At 67.9% G+C, this 14,885-nt stretch carries 15 protein-coding genes and 2 pseudogenes; 5 read left to right on the top strand and 12 right to left on the bottom strand.

What is annotated here, in order from left to right:
• Positions 1-13 precede the first annotated feature (13 nt).
• The 3 genes from ACWF94_RS00500 to ACWF94_RS00490 form a co-directional block, all read right to left on the bottom strand.
• Positions 14-859: a relaxase/mobilization nuclease gene (locus ACWF94_RS00500; protein WP_453483246.1), complete on the bottom strand. Its 846-nt coding sequence runs from the start codon at positions 857-859 to the stop codon at positions 14-16.
• The gene (locus ACWF94_RS00495; protein WP_453483244.1) at positions 856-1,281 is read right to left on the bottom strand and encodes a hypothetical protein; all 426 of its coding nucleotides are present in this window, start codon (positions 1,279-1,281) and stop codon (positions 856-858) included. The genes ACWF94_RS00500 and ACWF94_RS00495 overlap by 4 nt, the downstream gene beginning before the upstream one ends.
• A 99-nt stretch (positions 1,282-1,380) precedes the next feature.
• On the bottom strand, positions 1,381-1,767 hold the full coding sequence (locus tag ACWF94_RS00490; protein WP_453483242.1) for a hypothetical protein: 387 nt from the start codon (positions 1,765-1,767) through the stop codon (positions 1,381-1,383).
• Positions 1,768-2,058: 291 nt separating this feature from the next.
• On the opposite strand from ACWF94_RS00490, the pseudogene ACWF94_RS00485 reads away from it, so the two are divergent.
• The 3 genes and pseudogenes from ACWF94_RS00485 (at position 2,059) to ACWF94_RS00475 (ending at position 4,083) form a co-directional block, all read left to right on the top strand.
• A pseudogene (locus ACWF94_RS00485) lies at positions 2,059-2,445 on the top strand (hypothetical protein).
• Between the two features lie 104 nt (positions 2,446-2,549).
• Positions 2,550-3,866, top strand: a complete 1,317-nt coding sequence (locus ACWF94_RS00480) for a hypothetical protein (protein ID WP_453483240.1) — start codon at positions 2,550-2,552, stop codon at positions 3,864-3,866.
• A 37-nt stretch (positions 3,867-3,903) separates the two neighbouring features.
• On the top strand, positions 3,904-4,083 hold the full coding sequence (locus ACWF94_RS00475; protein WP_453483238.1) for a hypothetical protein: 180 nt from the start codon (positions 3,904-3,906) through the stop codon (positions 4,081-4,083).
• Positions 4,084-4,404: 321 nt separating this feature from the next.
• Here the strand turns inward: ACWF94_RS00475 and ACWF94_RS00470 are convergent, their stop codons facing one another.
• From ACWF94_RS00470 to ACWF94_RS00445, 6 genes are all read right to left on the bottom strand, one after another.
• Entirely contained in the window at positions 4,405-5,133 is a 729-nt protein-coding gene (locus ACWF94_RS00470; RefSeq protein ID WP_453483236.1) for a hypothetical protein, read from the bottom strand.
• 10 nt (positions 5,134-5,143) lie between these two features.
• Positions 5,144-6,937, bottom strand: a complete 1,794-nt coding sequence (locus ACWF94_RS00465; RefSeq protein WP_453483234.1) for an Hsp70 family protein — start codon at positions 6,935-6,937, stop codon at positions 5,144-5,146.
• A gap of 602 nt (positions 6,938-7,539) precedes the next feature.
• Positions 7,540-8,805, bottom strand: coding sequence for an MFS transporter (locus tag ACWF94_RS00460; protein WP_453483233.1), 1,266 nt, complete (start codon positions 8,803-8,805; stop codon positions 7,540-7,542).
• A 23-nt stretch (positions 8,806-8,828) separates the two neighbouring features.
• Positions 8,829-10,010, bottom strand: a complete 1,182-nt coding sequence (locus ACWF94_RS00455; RefSeq protein WP_453483231.1) for a hypothetical protein — start codon at positions 10,008-10,010, stop codon at positions 8,829-8,831.
• Entirely contained in the window at positions 10,007-10,462 is a 456-nt protein-coding gene (locus ACWF94_RS00450) for a hypothetical protein (protein WP_453483229.1), read from the bottom strand. Before ACWF94_RS00450 ends, ACWF94_RS00455 begins: the two co-directional genes overlap by 4 nt.
• A gap of 38 nt (positions 10,463-10,500) precedes the next feature.
• Positions 10,501-10,725, bottom strand: coding sequence for a hypothetical protein (locus ACWF94_RS00445; protein WP_453483227.1), 225 nt, complete (start codon positions 10,723-10,725; stop codon positions 10,501-10,503).
• 661 nt (positions 10,726-11,386) lie between these two features.
• Between ACWF94_RS00445 and ACWF94_RS00440 the strand changes: the two genes are divergently transcribed.
• Together ACWF94_RS00440 and ACWF94_RS00435 are read left to right on the top strand one after the other, a co-directional pair.
• Complete coding sequence (locus ACWF94_RS00440; protein ID WP_453483225.1) at positions 11,387-11,722, top strand: ArsR/SmtB family transcription factor; 336 nt, start codon at positions 11,387-11,389, stop codon at positions 11,720-11,722.
• Positions 11,722-12,435, top strand: coding sequence for a cation transporter (locus ACWF94_RS00435; RefSeq protein ID WP_453483223.1), 714 nt, complete (start codon positions 11,722-11,724; stop codon positions 12,433-12,435). Before ACWF94_RS00440 ends, ACWF94_RS00435 begins: the two co-directional genes overlap by 1 nt.
• A gap of 88 nt (positions 12,436-12,523) precedes the next feature.
• Here ACWF94_RS00435 and ACWF94_RS00430 read toward each other — a convergent pair.
• The 3 genes and pseudogenes from ACWF94_RS00430 to ACWF94_RS00420 all read right to left on the bottom strand — a co-directional run.
• Positions 12,524-12,628 (bottom strand): annotated as a pseudogene (locus ACWF94_RS00430) (YnfA family protein); the annotation flags it as partial.
• 18 nt (positions 12,629-12,646) lie between these two features.
• Positions 12,647-13,570, bottom strand: coding sequence for a hypothetical protein (locus ACWF94_RS00425; RefSeq protein ID WP_453483222.1), 924 nt, complete (start codon positions 13,568-13,570; stop codon positions 12,647-12,649).
• Positions 13,571-13,824: 254 nt separating this feature from the next.
• A complete protein-coding gene (locus ACWF94_RS00420) occupies positions 13,825-14,691 on the bottom strand; it encodes a glycosyltransferase family A protein (RefSeq protein WP_453483220.1) in 867 nt (288 codons plus the stop codon).
• Between the last annotated feature and the right edge of the window lie 194 nt (positions 14,692-14,885).

The following is a 14,885-nucleotide window of genomic DNA, read 5'->3' as shown; positions in this document are numbered from 1 at the left end:
GGAGACGTTTCTCCTAAAGCGATCGGTGGGCGGTGTGCCGGAGGGCGGGCGGCACGGTGGCGACCCGGGGCTGGACCAGGTGGGCCGCGGTGGTGTCCAGGTCCTGCTGGATGGCGTGGATGCGGCGGGCTATCAGCTCCAGGCGGTGCGCCGTGTCGGCGCCGACGGCTCCCGGTTGGCGGGCGATCCGGTGCGCGGTGTGCTCGACGAGTCCCCGGACCGTGGCGAGCGGGCCTGCCTGCTCGTCGGCGAGCTGCATGAGGACGCTCGCGAGCTGGGCCGATGCCGTGGGCGCCGTACAGATGGCGGGCCGCGTCGTGGGTCCGGTGCGGACGGGGATCAGGTGGAGGTCCTGCTCGATGCGGCGCGCTTCGCCGGAGAGGCGGCGCAGGATGTCGGTGGGCGGGGAGTGCCGGGCGCCGTCGAGGTGGATCAGGTTGGCGATCAGGTCGAGGCGTCCGGGCTGGGCCTGAACGGCGATCCACCGGCACCCGTGTTCCTGGCCGGGGATCTCGATGCCGGCGGCCCGCGCGAGCCGGTAGGCGGTTTCGGACCACTCGGGGCCGGTCAGTTCGCGGTCGTCCGGGTGAAGCCGGACGTCGAGGTGGAGGATCGCCCGCCGGTCGCCGTCCGGGCTGGCGGCGAACGGATGCTCCAGGTACGGGTCTTCGAGGTGCTCGGCCCACTCGACGGACGTCCAGGTCTTCTGCTCGTCGTCCAGCGTGAAGTGATCCAGGCCCGGCCAGTGGGCGACGACCGTGTACTCCGTCAGGCTCTCGTTCGGCGAGACCGGCCTCCCCAGTGCCTCGGCGAGCGGGTCGTGCGGTCTGTGGGTCCGCTCGTGGAGGCGGGGGATCACCGGCCGCCCCGGATGTCGGCGATGTGCACCAACTGGTTGAGGGCGGTGGTGGTGTACCAGCCGCAGTCGATCAGCTCGTCGCGGTCGGCGAACCGCGCAAGGAGGGCCACTTCCATGGCCCGCAGGTGGATCAGGCAGTCCGGGCAGCGGCGCGAGAGGTGCACGAGGTAGCGGGGGTGGGCGGTGACGTAGGACTGGGCTCCGCCGGTCGCATCACGCAGCCGCCATCCGTCCTCGTCGGTGGGGGTGTGCCAGGACGGGGCGACCACGTGCATGGCGTCGCCCCACAGTTCCCCGCCGGCCACCCCCTGGAGGACGACGACGGTGTCACCGGCCCGGAAGTGCTGGTGCGTGATGTCCCGGTCGGGGGTGAGCGGGTCGGGCGTCGGCGCGAAGGCCGATCTGGTCGGGGGCTGGGACATGGGTTCCTTCCACGCAATTGGCGGCGGGGTGGGAGGAACAATGGTCCGGAGGAACGCCGGTTTGGCTAACCGGCGTTTCCCGGCTATGTTCCCCAGCCGTCAGCGGAACTGGTTCTCCGTTCCGCGGTCCGCCTCGGTGGCTGCGTCGAGGAGTTCGAGCACGTCGGTGCCCTCTGCGTCGCGCTGGTCGATCCACCAGCCGGCGCGGGTGATGGCGCGGGCCTTCTCCTCCAGCGCCGCCCAGTCGGCCTCGTCCCAGGTCCCCTCCACGACGAGCGCGGTGTGCGCGGCTGTCATCAGCTGGTGGCGGGATCGCTCGCCCCAGTCCAGGGCCTTCTCCGGGCCTTCCAGCTGCGGCATGTCGAACTGCTTCGCCCAGGTGAGGGCCGCCTCCTGCTCGGCGGCGCGCTTGGCCGCGAGCCACTCCTCCTTGGACTCGGTGTCGGCGTCGCGCGCCGCCTTCCAGCATTCGGTGCTTATCTGCACTTCACTCGGATGGATGGGAGGGAGCTTGCGACTGGACAGGGCGCTCTGCCGATGCGGAGCAGGACGAGCGGGCTTGCGATGGTCGGGAGTAACGCTCTGTACATCCGGCGACGGGACGAAGCGCACTGCAGCTGAGTGACGGGACGTCAGCAAGCTTGCGGAACCCTGATAAGCCCTGCGTTGAGTCTTTTCCAACCAGATTCTGGAGTCCCGCAGTTGGGCTGACGACATGGTGAAGCCCCTGGTAGATGGGTTTTCGACCAAGAGAACCGGCTCCACCAGAGGCTTCACGTGCTTGTCTACCCGCCGGGCGTCGACGTGTCCAGCTTCGCCCTCCGCTTCCTCGCACAGCAGCTGCGGCGCCACCGCCGCACGATCGGCTGCCGGTGGCGGCGCCTGACTGCCGGCCACCAGGCCCTGCTCGCCTCGCCCATCTGCCACGCCTATGCCCGGTTCGCCGCCGGGTTCAGCGTCGGCACCACGACGGCACACCACGGTGGGAGACCCTCTCCGCGGGCCAGCAGTCGATCAACCGGTCCCACGCGAAGATCCGGGCCCTCGTTGAGAAGGCCGTCGCCACCCTCAAGTCCTGGCGGCTCCTACGCAAACTGCGGTGCTCGCCGGATCACCAGCCTCGTCCAAGCCGTCCTCACCCCGCATCTGGCCAGCTCGGAGTGAGGATGGAAGGCTCCATTTCTCGAAACAGCGGGTTGTGCGCTTGTTAAGGTAATTCTCGCAGGGGGCGTTCCCGCACCAGCGCTCCATGGATCGGAAGGATTCCTATGGGAGAACAACCTGTCGTAGATGAAAAATCCATCATGGAGGCACTGCGAATAGTGTTCCGCCGTGGCGGTGATAGGGAAGGCGAAGACTTCACCCTGCTATCACCCATCAGTCTGCCTGATGGTGCGTCTATCGTTGGCGTAGAGAGCGTCGAGGTCTCCGCTATTGTAGACCGCCTGAATCAGGCGAAGCGCAAGACTGAGACTTCTTTCCATTGGGACGATAGGGCGGAATTCTCCTTGATCTCACTCGACTCGATCGGCACTTTCGACAGGTACTTCGAGGACAGTGAATTTAATGGTCAAGGTGAAAATGCCTTGACTTTCAGAGTCGGCAGGCCGTCCCGAGAGTTCACGGCCTATCTGCTTTGCATGGTTGCGCAGAACCATAGCTTCCTGGCGACGGCGAGGGGCAGGATGGTGCTGAATCGGATCAGAGGTGCCGACAAGCCGGCAATGCGGGGAAGTATTAGGACGGGCCGGAAGGGCCCGGGAATTGAATCTCTGTTTGATGTAATATCGGAAGGGCTTCGCGCGACTACGCTGCGCATTGATGCTGTAAAGGCGCGATCGGACTTTGAAGCGCTTGCCAATTCTTTCCTTTTTCATGCCGCCTACAACACTGATGCGGCAGCTCGGATTGGCCTGGAGCCGTGGTTCCGCCCCCGGGCTATCCAGCGGGTCAGGAGGTCCCAGACTGGATCTATGGATGCCCCTAGGCAGACGTATGAAGCGGATCTAGTGCACCACTACCTCATGGGTGTCGCAGCAGAAATTCCATTGCTGGAGTACCTGGCGTACTATCACATCGCTGAACATTTCTTCGAGAAGGTGTTCAATGAAGACTTGGTGAGGCAGGTGCGGTCGGGTATTACCGACCCTTCCTTCTCGGCTCGGCGCACTAAGGATATCCAGTCGATTATCCGGATCGTCGATAAGGTTCAACGTCAGGTTAAGAGGGAGGGGGGAGTGAACGAGCAGCGGTCGCTTCAATTGGTGCTCGACAGGTTCCTTGATGTGCCTCGCCTTGTTGCTGATCTTGATGCGCATGACGCCACTCTGGCTGACCACTACGCCAACAATGGGGTTCCTTTTGCCGGAGCGGGCAAAGTTGACATTCGCGGAAATGATGAAGATGTCGTCCGTGGGGCAGTTGCGAGGAGGATATACAAGGTGAGAAATGCTCTAGTGCATGCAAAGGAGGGTGAATTTCCAAAATATGCACCCTATGCCCACGATGAGGAATTGGGTCGGGAAATTCCTCTGATTCGGTTTATCGCGGAGCAGATCGTTATTGCGCAGGGCACGGCGTTGTGACCTACTGGTCGTTCGGCTGACTCGCTGCCGAGCTGCGGTGAGCCCGGCCGCCCGCCGTGACTACCGCGCGTACGGCACCGAGTTGGCCGAGGTCCCGGAGCTGCCCGCCTTCGTCACCAGCCGACTGCTCGGCTTCCACCAGTCCACCGGAGACAACTGGACCCGCGAAAGCCAGGGCTTCGGCGCCGACTACGCCGCCGAGATCAGCCGACGCTGAGGCCGAGCCAGCCACGCCGCCAACACCCGCGATATCGAGATGCCGGTGCTCGGCCGGACCGGTAACTTCACCGAGATGGCGCGCGAGGAAGTAATGCAGGCCGGGGCGGGAGCAGCGGAGAGATACGTTCCCACAGTTCATCAGGCACAAGATTATCCGACACCCACACCAATTTGCCGCCACCAAGCCCGGCCGCCAACCTCCTACAGCAACTCAATCTGATCCCTCCCGCCGGCCGGACCGGCAGCTTCGTCGCGGGTGGTCAAGGGCGTCGCCTAGAGAGCACGGGCCGGGACCCCACAGTGGTGGGGCCCGATCCGGTCAGGCGGTATAGACAAGCTGGCGGCCGTAGATCCGCCCGTCGACGAGATACGCCGGCGCAACGACGAAGGAGACTGGCGATTCGGGGTCGCACGATGCCCAGGCTTCCTGCCGTTCAGGGTCCAGGGGTGCTCCTGTGGTGTAGGTGTAGCTCCATTCGTGTGCGAGGCCGATCTTGGCGATGCGCTCCGCCAGGGCGACGCAGTCGCTCCGCAGGCGGTTGATCGCGGCCTCGGTGCCGGGGTCGTCCGCGAGGCGGAGGGACTGCTGGATGGACCAACTGGAGGCCGGCCTCTTGTCCAGGAGGTGCCGGATGAGTTGGGACATGAGGAACGCGGTGCGTTCCCGGTTGGGGCGGTGTCGGGCGAGGTCAGTTCTGTCGCTGTACTGGCGGGAGAAGTTCTGGAACTGTTGTTCCACCAGTGTCCGGGTCTGGCGGGAGAGCTCCTGGTGCTCGCAGTGCTGCGTTCCCGCGAGATCGCCGCGCCGGTCCAGCTGGGTGGCGAGGAGGGTGCCCAGCTGGCGTTCGAGGCGGTTGATGTGCCGCCACATGCGCTGGTGCTCGGTAGCGCCGCGACGCACCTCGAACTCCAGCGCCACGATCCGCTGGTGGGCGGCCTCCAGCTCTTCCTTGATGCTTGGTCCGGGGTCTGGGAGGATGCCCGGGCCCCGGTCGGGGCCTGTCAGCCACTCTTCTTGCGAAGGTTTCCTGGGTTCACGGAAGAACATGGGTCTCGGCTCAGTAGTTGGAGTGGAAGCGAACCTGCGCGACGGCCTCGCCGCCTCCTTGCACCAGTTCGGCGCGGACCTTGATCTCGGTCTCGCCGAACTTCATGAAGGTGCGCACTGCGCGCCCCTTGCGGTCGAAGCGCATGACTGGGCTGAGGTCGATAGTGACCTCTGCCAATTGGTCGCAGCCGTCTTCGGTGATGTATCGGGGTTCGGTGTCCCGGGTGGCGTAGACGCCGAACACGACCTGCTTCTGCTGCTCGAACAGGGGGATCATCGTGTGGCAGACCTCGGCGTTCGTCGGCACCGACTGTCCAGCGGTGGCGTAGATCTTGAACCGATCCGCGCACCTGTCTCCGTCCGGGGTCTTCACCCGGGACGATTCGGGGTCGATGCCCTCTTCGAACGACATGGCGGTGTCGATGCCGTAGGTGAACCGGCTACGACGTGCGCGGGTCTGGGGGTCGTAGCAGAAGTGGACGGCGCCGGCCAGGACGGCGATGTCGGGGTTCGGCGGCACGATGATGGTGGCGCGGGCCCCGAAGCGTTCCTTGATGGCCTGCTGGAGGTACGGCGAGTTGCTGAAGCCGCCCGCGAGGGCGATCACGTTGGGGATGCCGGAGTCGCTCTGGGTGGACTCCATCTCGTTCAGCTGGGCCTCGACGAGCTCGAATGTACCTGGCACGACGGTGTCGAAGAGCGCGTGCAGCTGGGCGGGGGTGAGGACGATGGCGTCGTCGACCTTGTTCTGACGCCGGGCCAGTCGACGGCGGCCCGTCGCTCCCATCTTCCGGTCGATGGCGGTGGGAATAAGGAGGTTGAGGTTGTCCTCCTGGTCGAGCCGAACGGCGACCTTGGCACGCTCCCACTGGTCGATCATGTGCAGCAGGGCGTCGGGACAGGCTTCCCGGATGTCGTCCATGACGTCCTTGCCGAAGCCTTCGAGGAGGTGTTCGCTTTCGACCCGGCGGTTGAGGAAGTCCGAGCCCAGGCGGTCGCCGAGAGCCTGCCCGATCTCGACCATCTTGCCGTCCTGGTCGTTCTCGTAGGCGGTGATGTCGATGGTGCCGCCACCGCAGTCGACAACCATGAAGCGCGCCCCCGGGGCCAACAGCCCTGGGTCGGAATCACCGTGACGTGCTCTGGAGACTCGGGCGTAGTGGGCGGCGGCTTCGGGTTCCAGCGAGAGCAGGACCCGCCCGTCTTCGCCGGGCAGTCCGGCGTTCTTGATCACATCGCGGTAGATGGCCTTCTGATAGTCGCTGAAGCAGGCGGGCACCGTCAGCACCCAGCGGATGTCGTCCTCGTCGTAGCCGCTGGTGGTGATCTGCTGGAGCATCGTCTGCACGACCTGGCGCAGAAGCATCGCGAGCAGGGCCGCTGTCTGGAGGTCCCGGGGGCTCACGCCGCTGGCGTGGTCGGTGCGTTCGAGCTCGGAAGCGCCGTCAGCCGGACTCGCATCCTCCGCCGCTTCCACGGCCTTCTCCGTGCTGCCGTCCTCCTCCAGGGCTCCGAGATCCATCTTGAAGCCGTGGTAGTACTTGGCCCCTGCCGTGCGCAGGGCCATGCCCTGGGTAAGCCACATTCGCCTTGCTTCGTAGCCCCACGCGATCATCTCGCCGTCGGCGTCCAGGAGGAGCGCCGACAGGTTCTTGACGGTGGGTGCTGGCTGCGATTCCCAGTTGTTGAAGAAGTGGATCTTTCGCGTTTCCGGGGCCTCGTTGTCCGGTGAGGCTGTGGTCCAGCCTCCGCCGATCGCGTAGGTTCCCATGTCCACGGCGGCGAAGACGCGGGGGTCGAACATTTGGGGTTCCTTGACTCGGATGGTGCCGCGGGGTGGGCTCCTTCGGCGGGCCTGCTGGCGGCTGGACAGTCAAGGTGTCCCAGGAGGTGAGCGCCCCCCTCAACTTCCTGCGCTGCCAGGGGCAGGACATTCACCCGCCCAGACCATCAGGACTGTGCAATCCTGCACAGACTGCGCATTTATGCACAGCGTGTCGGCACCACCCTGCCCGCCACCTCAGGTTCTACGCTGCCGCGCATGGAAATCGATAGGCACAGGTCATCACAGATGTGCGGGCCCGGTTCCCCTACCTGGATCACACCGCTGCCGAAACCTGCGGCTGACGCGGTGATCCGCGCGAAGCTCACGGAGTACCGGCGCATGTGCCAGGAACGCGACCGCCTGATCCTTGAAGCGAAGAAGGCGGGCCTCTCCGAGGTATCCATCGCAGATCTCACCGGGCACTCTCGCAACACAGTGCGGAGCGTCCTGAAAGCACACGGGATCTCGTGATCAAGCACTAGCAATAACCATTCCGCAGGTTGGAACAGCACGCCTTACCAACAACGGCCATAAATGGATCTCCTCAAACGGGTTGGAAAGTAGGGGGTGTTGCGCCGTGATCAGGGCGTCTTGTGCCGGCCTCGGAGCGGGCGGCGATGCCGGCCGCGCTGCACGGGTCCGGTGGGGCGGAGACGTCGGCGTGCGGCGAGAAGAACGGTGAGAGCGAAGGCCGCGCCGGCGGCGGGGAGCGCAGCGCTGGCCAGAGGCTGCTCGGCGAGGCGTCCGGCGAGGGCGGTACCGGCGGACTGCCCGACGCCGATCGACAGGATCAGCCACGCGTACGCCTCGCTGGTGCGGCCCGCGGGGGTGAGGGCATCGGTGGTCACGTAGGCGCAGGCGACCACGACCGTGAGGAACGCGCCGGGCACGGTGACCGCGGCGGTGGCCGCATACGGGACGGGAAGGGCAAGGAGCGGGAGCCACCCGGTCAGGAACGCGGCACCGGCGATGATCAGCCGTCTGAAGGTGGTGCCCGACCAGGTGCGGCTTCCGTAGAGGAGGCCGCCGAGGAAGCTGCCGGTGGAGAACGCGGCGGGGATGATCCCGGACAGCATGTCCTGGCGGTGCTGTTCGGCCAGGGCGATGGACCACACGTTCATGGCTCCGATCGCGAACCCGATGCCGGTGAGGGAGACGAACAGCAGCACGGCGGGATTGGCCAGCCGCCGCGCCGGGGCCGCGTCCTGGCTCCCGGACCGTTCGGGCCGCCAGCGCCGCGACGGCGGCGCGAGGGCGACCGCGGCGGTGCCGGCCAGGCCGAGGGCGGCGGCGACGGCCAGCGCGAGGGACGGGTTGTACGCGGAGGCGAGCGCGGCGACGAGCAGGGGGCCGACGATGTACAGCAGGCCCTGGGTGCCGGTGTCGAGGGCGAGCGCGGCGTGCCGCAGCCGGGGGTCGGGCAGCACGCTCGGCCACAAGGCTCGGAGCCCGGACTCCAGGGGCGGGGTGGTCAGGCCGGCGGTGACGACGATCGCCGTGGCGAGGGCCGGCCCACCGTGCGGGTCGGCCAGCGGCAGGGCCACCAGAAGCGCGGAGTTGAGCAGGGCGGCAGGGAGGTGCACCGGGGTCTGTCCGTGGCGGTCCATCAGGCGTCCCTTGACCGGCTGTGCCAGCGAGGAGGACAGCCCGTACAGGGCGCTGAGCAGCCCGCCGAAGGCGATGCTGCCTCCGGACGTGGTGGTCCACAGGAGGATGGCGACGGGTGCCATGCCGTTGGGGAGGCGGCCGGTGAGGGTGCCGCCGAGCAGGCGGGCGACGTAGGGGCTGCCCAGTACCGCGCCGTACGTGATGCGCGGCGCCGGGGCCGGGGGTGCGGTCGGGGACAACGGGTGCTTTCTCTCGGGAGCGCCTAGCGGTGACGGGCGGTCGTGGTGACGCGGGGCGGCGCGGGGGCTGTGGTGTCCAGGGCGGGGCGTGGTCGGGGCCGTGGCCGGGGGGTGCGGTGCGGGGGCAGGACGGCGACGGTCGCGCCGAGGTCCTCGGCTGCCTCGTGCACTTCACGGGTGAGATAGCCGATCTGCCGGCCGAGGACGGCGAGCCGGGCGGCGATCTGCTGGCCCTGCACGGTTTCCAGTGCGGTGGCGAACTGGCCGCTGGTCTCCAGGAGTTCCTGGAGACGGATCATCGGGCCTGCGTCGTAGCCGCGCTGGGTGGCGGTGAGCAGCGCGTTGGACGCGTCACCGGCGGCCTGGGCCTCGACGACGTCCCGGATGAGTTCCTGTAGCGACACCTCGGGGGCGGGTTCCGGGCGGTTGAACCGGGAGACGTCCGCGCGCAGCACACCGGGCGGGACCGGGGCGGGCAGCGCCTGTCCGGCCTCGTACTCGTGGGCGTAATGTCCGATCACCTGCCAGCCCGGTGCATCCGGGTCGCCTCTGAGGGCGACCACCGTCGAGGCGTCGTCCTCGACCAGATACGCGAGGGTGATCGGCCGGCCGTCAGCGGCATACCACGACTCGGTCAGTTCCAGCTCGCCGCGCCTCCGCGCCGCCTGGGCCCGCTCGGTCCACGCCTGCTGTTCCTCGTCGGTCAGCGGGATCCTGTCGTTCTGGTTCTGGTCGGCGAGGTTGCCGGCGATGAAGCCGTGGTCCGCCCAGGCGGCGAGGTGGGGCCACAGGGCCGCGCGCTGCGCGCGTTCGGGCGAGGAGCCGGGGGCGGTGGGCTGGTCGAGCGCCCGCCGGATCTCGGCGGCGGAGGTGGAGAGGCCGTCCAGCACGCTCCGCCATCCGGTGAGGTGCCGGGCGGGTGGCAGCTCGTCGAGCGCGCGGCGGGCAGCATCGAGCAGTAGGACGGCGTACGGGGCGAGGTGCTCGGTGTACGCCTCCACGGCCAGCTTGTCGCGGTGAGCTTGCGCGGCTGCCGCGGCGCCCGCGTGAACGGTGCGGCCGTAGCGGTCGCGTGTCATGTCGAGCGCGGTCTCGGTCTCGCGGTCGATGGCCGACATCCGCAGCCGGAAGTCGCGGGCCCGCTGCGCGAGGTCGGGTGCTACCGGCGGGGAGCCGTCGGGACTCGGGTCGCTGCCGGACGTCATCGGGACCGTCCGCCACCGGCGACCGTCAGGTGGACGGTCGGTGCGTAGGGGGGCTTCGGCGGGATCTGCCGGGCCGACGGCGGGGAGGTGGTGGGCGATGCGGCGCGCTGCGTCGTCCGTCCGGCGGCGGCCTGGGCGAGACGGCTGCGGCGTTCCTGGAGTCCGTTCGGCCGGTCCGGACGCGGCCGGCCGGCCGAGGCGGGGTCGAGAGCGATGTCGGCCTGCACCGTGTACCCCTGGCGGCGCAGATCGTGGACGGCCTGGCGGGTGCGGCGGGGGCCGTCGCGCTCGGGCTCGCTGAGCCGGTACAGCCCGTGTTCCCCGGGGACGGGCTCGAACTGCTCGCGCTCCAGATACCAGTGGGCGAGGTGTGACGGCATGGAGGAGGTGAAGGCGGCGACGAAGCCGTGTTCCTCGTGGCTGCCGAAGGCGAACTGGGTCCCGGGTTCCAAGGGCGGGGATCTCCTTACATGGTCGGTGGTGGAGCTGGTCAGCGGCTGCGGTGCGTGGGGCAGGCCGCGGCAAGGGAGCGGAACGGCGCGGAAACAGCGAGGGCCGGACGGCGGTGCGGTGCGCTCAGGCGGGCTTGGCGCAGGAAGGTCTCCCCGCTGGTGAACCAGGTCTCGACGGCCGGCCACGCACGGGTGTTGCGCTCCCGGGGCGGAATCGGACTGCCGTGGACCACGTCGGCCAGCAGATTCTCGGCATCGGTCAAGGTTCCAGTCAGGTGGGAAAGCGCTGCGGCGTCGTCGGGCCACGGGCTGCTGACCGGGCGGTACCGGTCCATCAGCGCTGCCGCTCTCCGCGAGGGCGGTGTGCGCCCACGGGTACTGCTCGCCCGAGGCGATGGCGACGATCACGGACTCCCGGCTGCGCGCCAGGATGATCTGCGCCTCAGCCATGGACCAGGTTCTCGTGTAGGTTCCGCATTCTCATGAGCACTCGTGCCGGGGAGGATTACGGTTTCCGCGATCTGTGAGCACAGCATCTGACGGGTGATCATGAGCAGAAGTCCGACCCCGGTGGTGTGCGAGTGCCGCTCTCTGTAGTGGCGGCGGACCGGTGTGGTCGGAGCGGTTGAGAACAGGTTTGATGCCCTCCTTGTGTGGTGGGTGGGATCCTTCAATGATCGCGACGAAGGCCGGTTTCCCTAACCGGCGATCACGGGCTATGTTGCGCCGCCGGGCGGACGGTCGCCGCTGATGTTGACGGCCTCTGGCCAGGTGCCGACGGCCGTTGGCGGCAGCGTCTCGGCGTGCTCGGCAACGGCATCATGCGGTGGCATCTGCTGACCGCAGCTCCTTACGTCGCGGCCATCCAGCCGCACACCTGAGTACAAGAGTCCCTGAATTCAGGGTTGCATGTACTGTCGTGGGGTGCTGACTGTTGTCTCCGACATCGAGGTGCTGGCCCGCTTCGGCCGCGCGCTCGCCGACCCGATCCGCTGCCGCGTCCTGCTCGCCCTGCGTCAGGCGCCGGCCTACCCCGCCGATCTCGCCGAGACGCTCGGCGTATCTCGGACCCGGTTGTCCAACCACCTGGCCTGCTTGCGCGACTGCGGCCTCGTCGTCACGGTGCCCGACGGGCGCCGCACCCGCTACGAGCTTGCTGACGAACGCCTCGGCCACGCCTTGGACGACCTGCTCGCCGTTGTGGTCGCCGTCGAGTCGGACCAGACCTGCCCGGACGCCGCCACCAAGGACTGCTGCTGATGACCGCGATATCCCTCGGGCCGTCCCCGGCCCGGCGTGACGCGCTCGCCCGGCGCGTACGGCTGCTGGTCGCCGCGACGATCACCTACAACGTCATTGAGGCGGTCGTCGCGATCACCGCGGGCACGATGGCCTCCTCGACGGCGCTGATCGGCTTCGGTCTGGACTCGGTGATCGAGGTGTCCTCCGCCGCTGCGGTCGCCTGGCAGTTCTCCGCCCGCGACCACACCGTGCGCGACGCCCGGGAGAAGACGACCCTGCGGATCATCGCCACCTCCTTCTTCGCGCTGGCCGCCTACGTCACCTTCGACGCCGTGCGAGCCCTGGCCGGCACCAGCGAGGCCGACCGCTCGGTCCCCGGCATCGTCATCGCTGCCCTGTCCCTCGCGATCATGCCGTTCCTCTCCGCCGCCCAGCGCAAGGCCGGTTGCGAACTCGGCTCCGCCTCCGCGGTCGCCGACTCCAAGCAGACCCTGCTGTGCACGTACCTCTCCGCCGTCCTTCTGGCCGGCCTGGTCCTCAACGCCACTCTCGGCTGGTCCTGGGCCGACCCGATCGCCGCCCTCGTCATCGCCGCCATCGCCGTCAAGGAAGGCCGCGACGCCCGGCAGGGCAAGGGCTGCTGCGCACCCACCGCCCACGCCTCGGTTCCCGTCGGGACCGCCGCGGTTGAGGCGGACGCGTGCGGCTGCGAGCCGGGCTGCACCTGCTGATCGTAGAATCCGCGCCGTCCCGCCCGCACCCGGGCCACCGCCGACAGGGGATTCGGCCCGCGGGCTGGTGACTGAGTCGCGCGGCCGGTCAGTGGCCGCGCGTGGCGTACATGATGACCGCCATCCCGGCGAGGCAGACGAGCGCGCCGATGACGTCGAAGCCGTCGGGCAGGCAGCCGTCGGCGACCATGCCCCGGGTGACTGGCTCCGTTTACGTGAACGCGGTGCGGTTCATTTCCCGTACCCGCCTGCTGCGCTGGTCGTCGAGAGTGCGGCCCCACTTGCCGTTGGAGTAGTGCACGGACCGCCCCGAGACAGGGTCGCGGAAGTCAACGTTGCATCCAGTGCCCGTGTGGATGTGGTCGCACAAGCAGGTGCATTGTTTGTGGTCGACCTGCCAGCCGAGTCCGGTGGGGCCGTCACCGAAAAGGTGAATGAGGTCCGGGCAAGGCGGGCCGTCGGTGGTCTCCAGTCGTACGTTGCCGTTCACGGCGTGCCAGGCGTCAGTGCCGTTGATAGGGCCGGCCCCGGCCGTTGCTCGGATGCGTCGCAGCAGGGGCGAGTAGATGCTCGGGGGATCGCAGGGCGAGGCTGCAGCTACCTCGTAGGCGGCGCGTTCCACTGACGTCCAGTCCGCGGTGGCGACCAGCAGCGGTCCGTAATCGCGGGCCATTCGTTTGGCGGTGCGGGTCCACCATTGAGGGTTGAAGCCGGTGAGCACGATGTCGGCTGGCTGCCCGGGGCGATACAGGCAGATGCCGCCTCGCTCGTGGCGGTATCGGAGTCCGGGCACACCGATGACCTGGTCCTGAGGGCCGACGAACGTGTCCTGGCTGGGGCGGGGGAGGAGGAACTCGGCCCAGTATTTGATCACATAGGGCTCATTCACCAGGCGCAGGAACAGCTGGTCGGGGCCGGGGCGGACCTGGGCGATACCCAGGGGGTGCTCGCAAAAGCCACCGAGTTTGCAGCATGCCAGGAAGACTGCGGTTTCGAGCAGGGCCTGTTCTGGCTGGTCAGCTGCAGGGATGCCCAGCGGGCGCTGGCCGTCCTTGAGAAGGGGGTACAGCGCTTGGTGCGATTCCCCGGTGCAGCGCCGGCGGTCCTTGGTGAATGTCAGGGCGGCCTGAGTCATGATTTGTTTTCCGCGCCGGACCGGCCCCCCCCGGCGGTGGCGCTGTGTTCCGGTGCTGCGAGGCGCTCATTCGGTGAAAGGTGGACGTTCTGGCCGGTACTCAGCGAGGGAGCGTACGGGGGGGCACTGCCCATCACGCGGCCGGGCGTCACCATGCCCGCGTCGATGTCACCTCACGCATGCCGGGAAAGCAAGGATACGCAGCCGAAAGTCCCCGATCGGGTGAAGGTGAGAACGCGCCCAAGAGCCCATGATCACGCGGAAATGCTCGATCGGTGCTCATGATCACGCGGAAGTACTTGCGAAACTGCGGAACCCACACACGGGTGCTCGACCTGCAACTCGCGCTCCGCCTTTCCCTTGAGCCACGAGTGCCTCCGCGCGTCGAACTCCGCCTGATCGCGGTAGGTGTCCTCGGCCGTCCACTGACCGGCGTGGACCCTGCGGTGATACACGACGTTGGGCAGCAGTTCGCCCGCCGATCTCGCGCAGACACCCATCAGGAACGAGTAGTCCTCCCCCTTGTGGAGGCCGCCGTGGCCGACCGCCTGGGCGAGGCGGGTGTCGGTCAGCAGCATGCAGTGGCCCAGGGGCGGCTTGCTGGCCTCGGGGTCCGGCCAGAACGTCCAGACATCGCCCGGCGCGTGGCGTCCAACGGGGGTCCGGCACACCCAGGTGTTCAGGCTTCCGGACACCGGGTCCCAGTCGGCCGACCGGCCCGCGACCCAGCCCAGGCCGGTGGCGATGGCCCTCTCATTGCGCACGGCCAACGAACCGGGCGGAAGCCGGTCGTCATCATCGGCGAAGGCGACACGCGGTGCGCTGACGTAGTTCAACGCGGTGTTGCGGGCGGGAGCGGGTCCCGGTCCGGTCCGGGCCACCACAGTGACCCTTCGGTCCTTCATAATTCCGCGCGGAATGAGGTCGGGATCGGCCTTCGGCCCGTTGGGGGCGATGATCCACTCAAGCGAGATGTCCCCCTGGGCGCACAGGCTGTCGTACAGCTCCTCAAGGAAGGGCAGCCGACTCGGGGCGAGGCCGGTCGGGGTGATCACCGCGACGGACGGCTGGTGCTGGTCGCGCAAAGTCTTCTCCGTACAGATGGCGGCGGCAAAGTTCATGTGACGACGCGTAGTTGAACGCGACGTTCGGACAGCCCCGCCGGGGCGAAAGCGACGAGCTGGTTCGAACGAACTCGGCCAGGGAACTCCACGAATGGGCGATATAGACGTGGGTGATGTGCGTCACGTAGTGATGGTCGGAGTCCGATAAAATGGGACTCATGCTGCGGCTCGCGTATGCGACAACTTGTCTG

The sequence above is a fragment of the Streptomyces sp. NPDC055078 genome, assembly GCF_053607985.1.
Note: the sequence above shows the minus strand (reverse complement) of the source record. Positions and strands in the feature narration are given on the sequence as shown.

Coding starts and splice junctions, on each gene's coding strand:
- ACWF94_RS00495 (WP_453483244.1), bottom strand. CDS start 1,281: ATGTCCCAGCCCCCGACCAGATCGGCCTTCGCGCCGACGCCCGACCCG.
- ACWF94_RS00480 (WP_453483240.1), top strand. CDS start 2,550: ATGGGAGAACAACCTGTCGTAGATGAAAAATCCATCATGGAGGCACTG.
- ACWF94_RS00470 (WP_453483236.1), bottom strand. CDS start 5,133: ATGTTCTTCCGTGAACCCAGGAAACCTTCGCAAGAAGAGTGGCTGACA.
- ACWF94_RS00465 (WP_453483234.1), bottom strand. CDS start 6,937: ATGTTCGACCCCCGCGTCTTCGCCGCCGTGGACATGGGAACCTACGCG.
- ACWF94_RS00455 (WP_453483231.1), bottom strand. CDS start 10,010: ATGACGTCCGGCAGCGACCCGAGTCCCGACGGCTCCCCGCCGGTAGCA.
- ACWF94_RS00435 (WP_453483223.1), top strand. CDS start 11,722: ATGACCGCGATATCCCTCGGGCCGTCCCCGGCCCGGCGTGACGCGCTC.
- ACWF94_RS00425 (WP_453483222.1), bottom strand. CDS start 13,570: ATGACTCAGGCCGCCCTGACATTCACCAAGGACCGCCGGCGCTGCACC.
- ACWF94_RS00420 (WP_453483220.1), bottom strand. CDS start 14,691: ATGAACTTTGCCGCCGCCATCTGTACGGAGAAGACTTTGCGCGACCAG.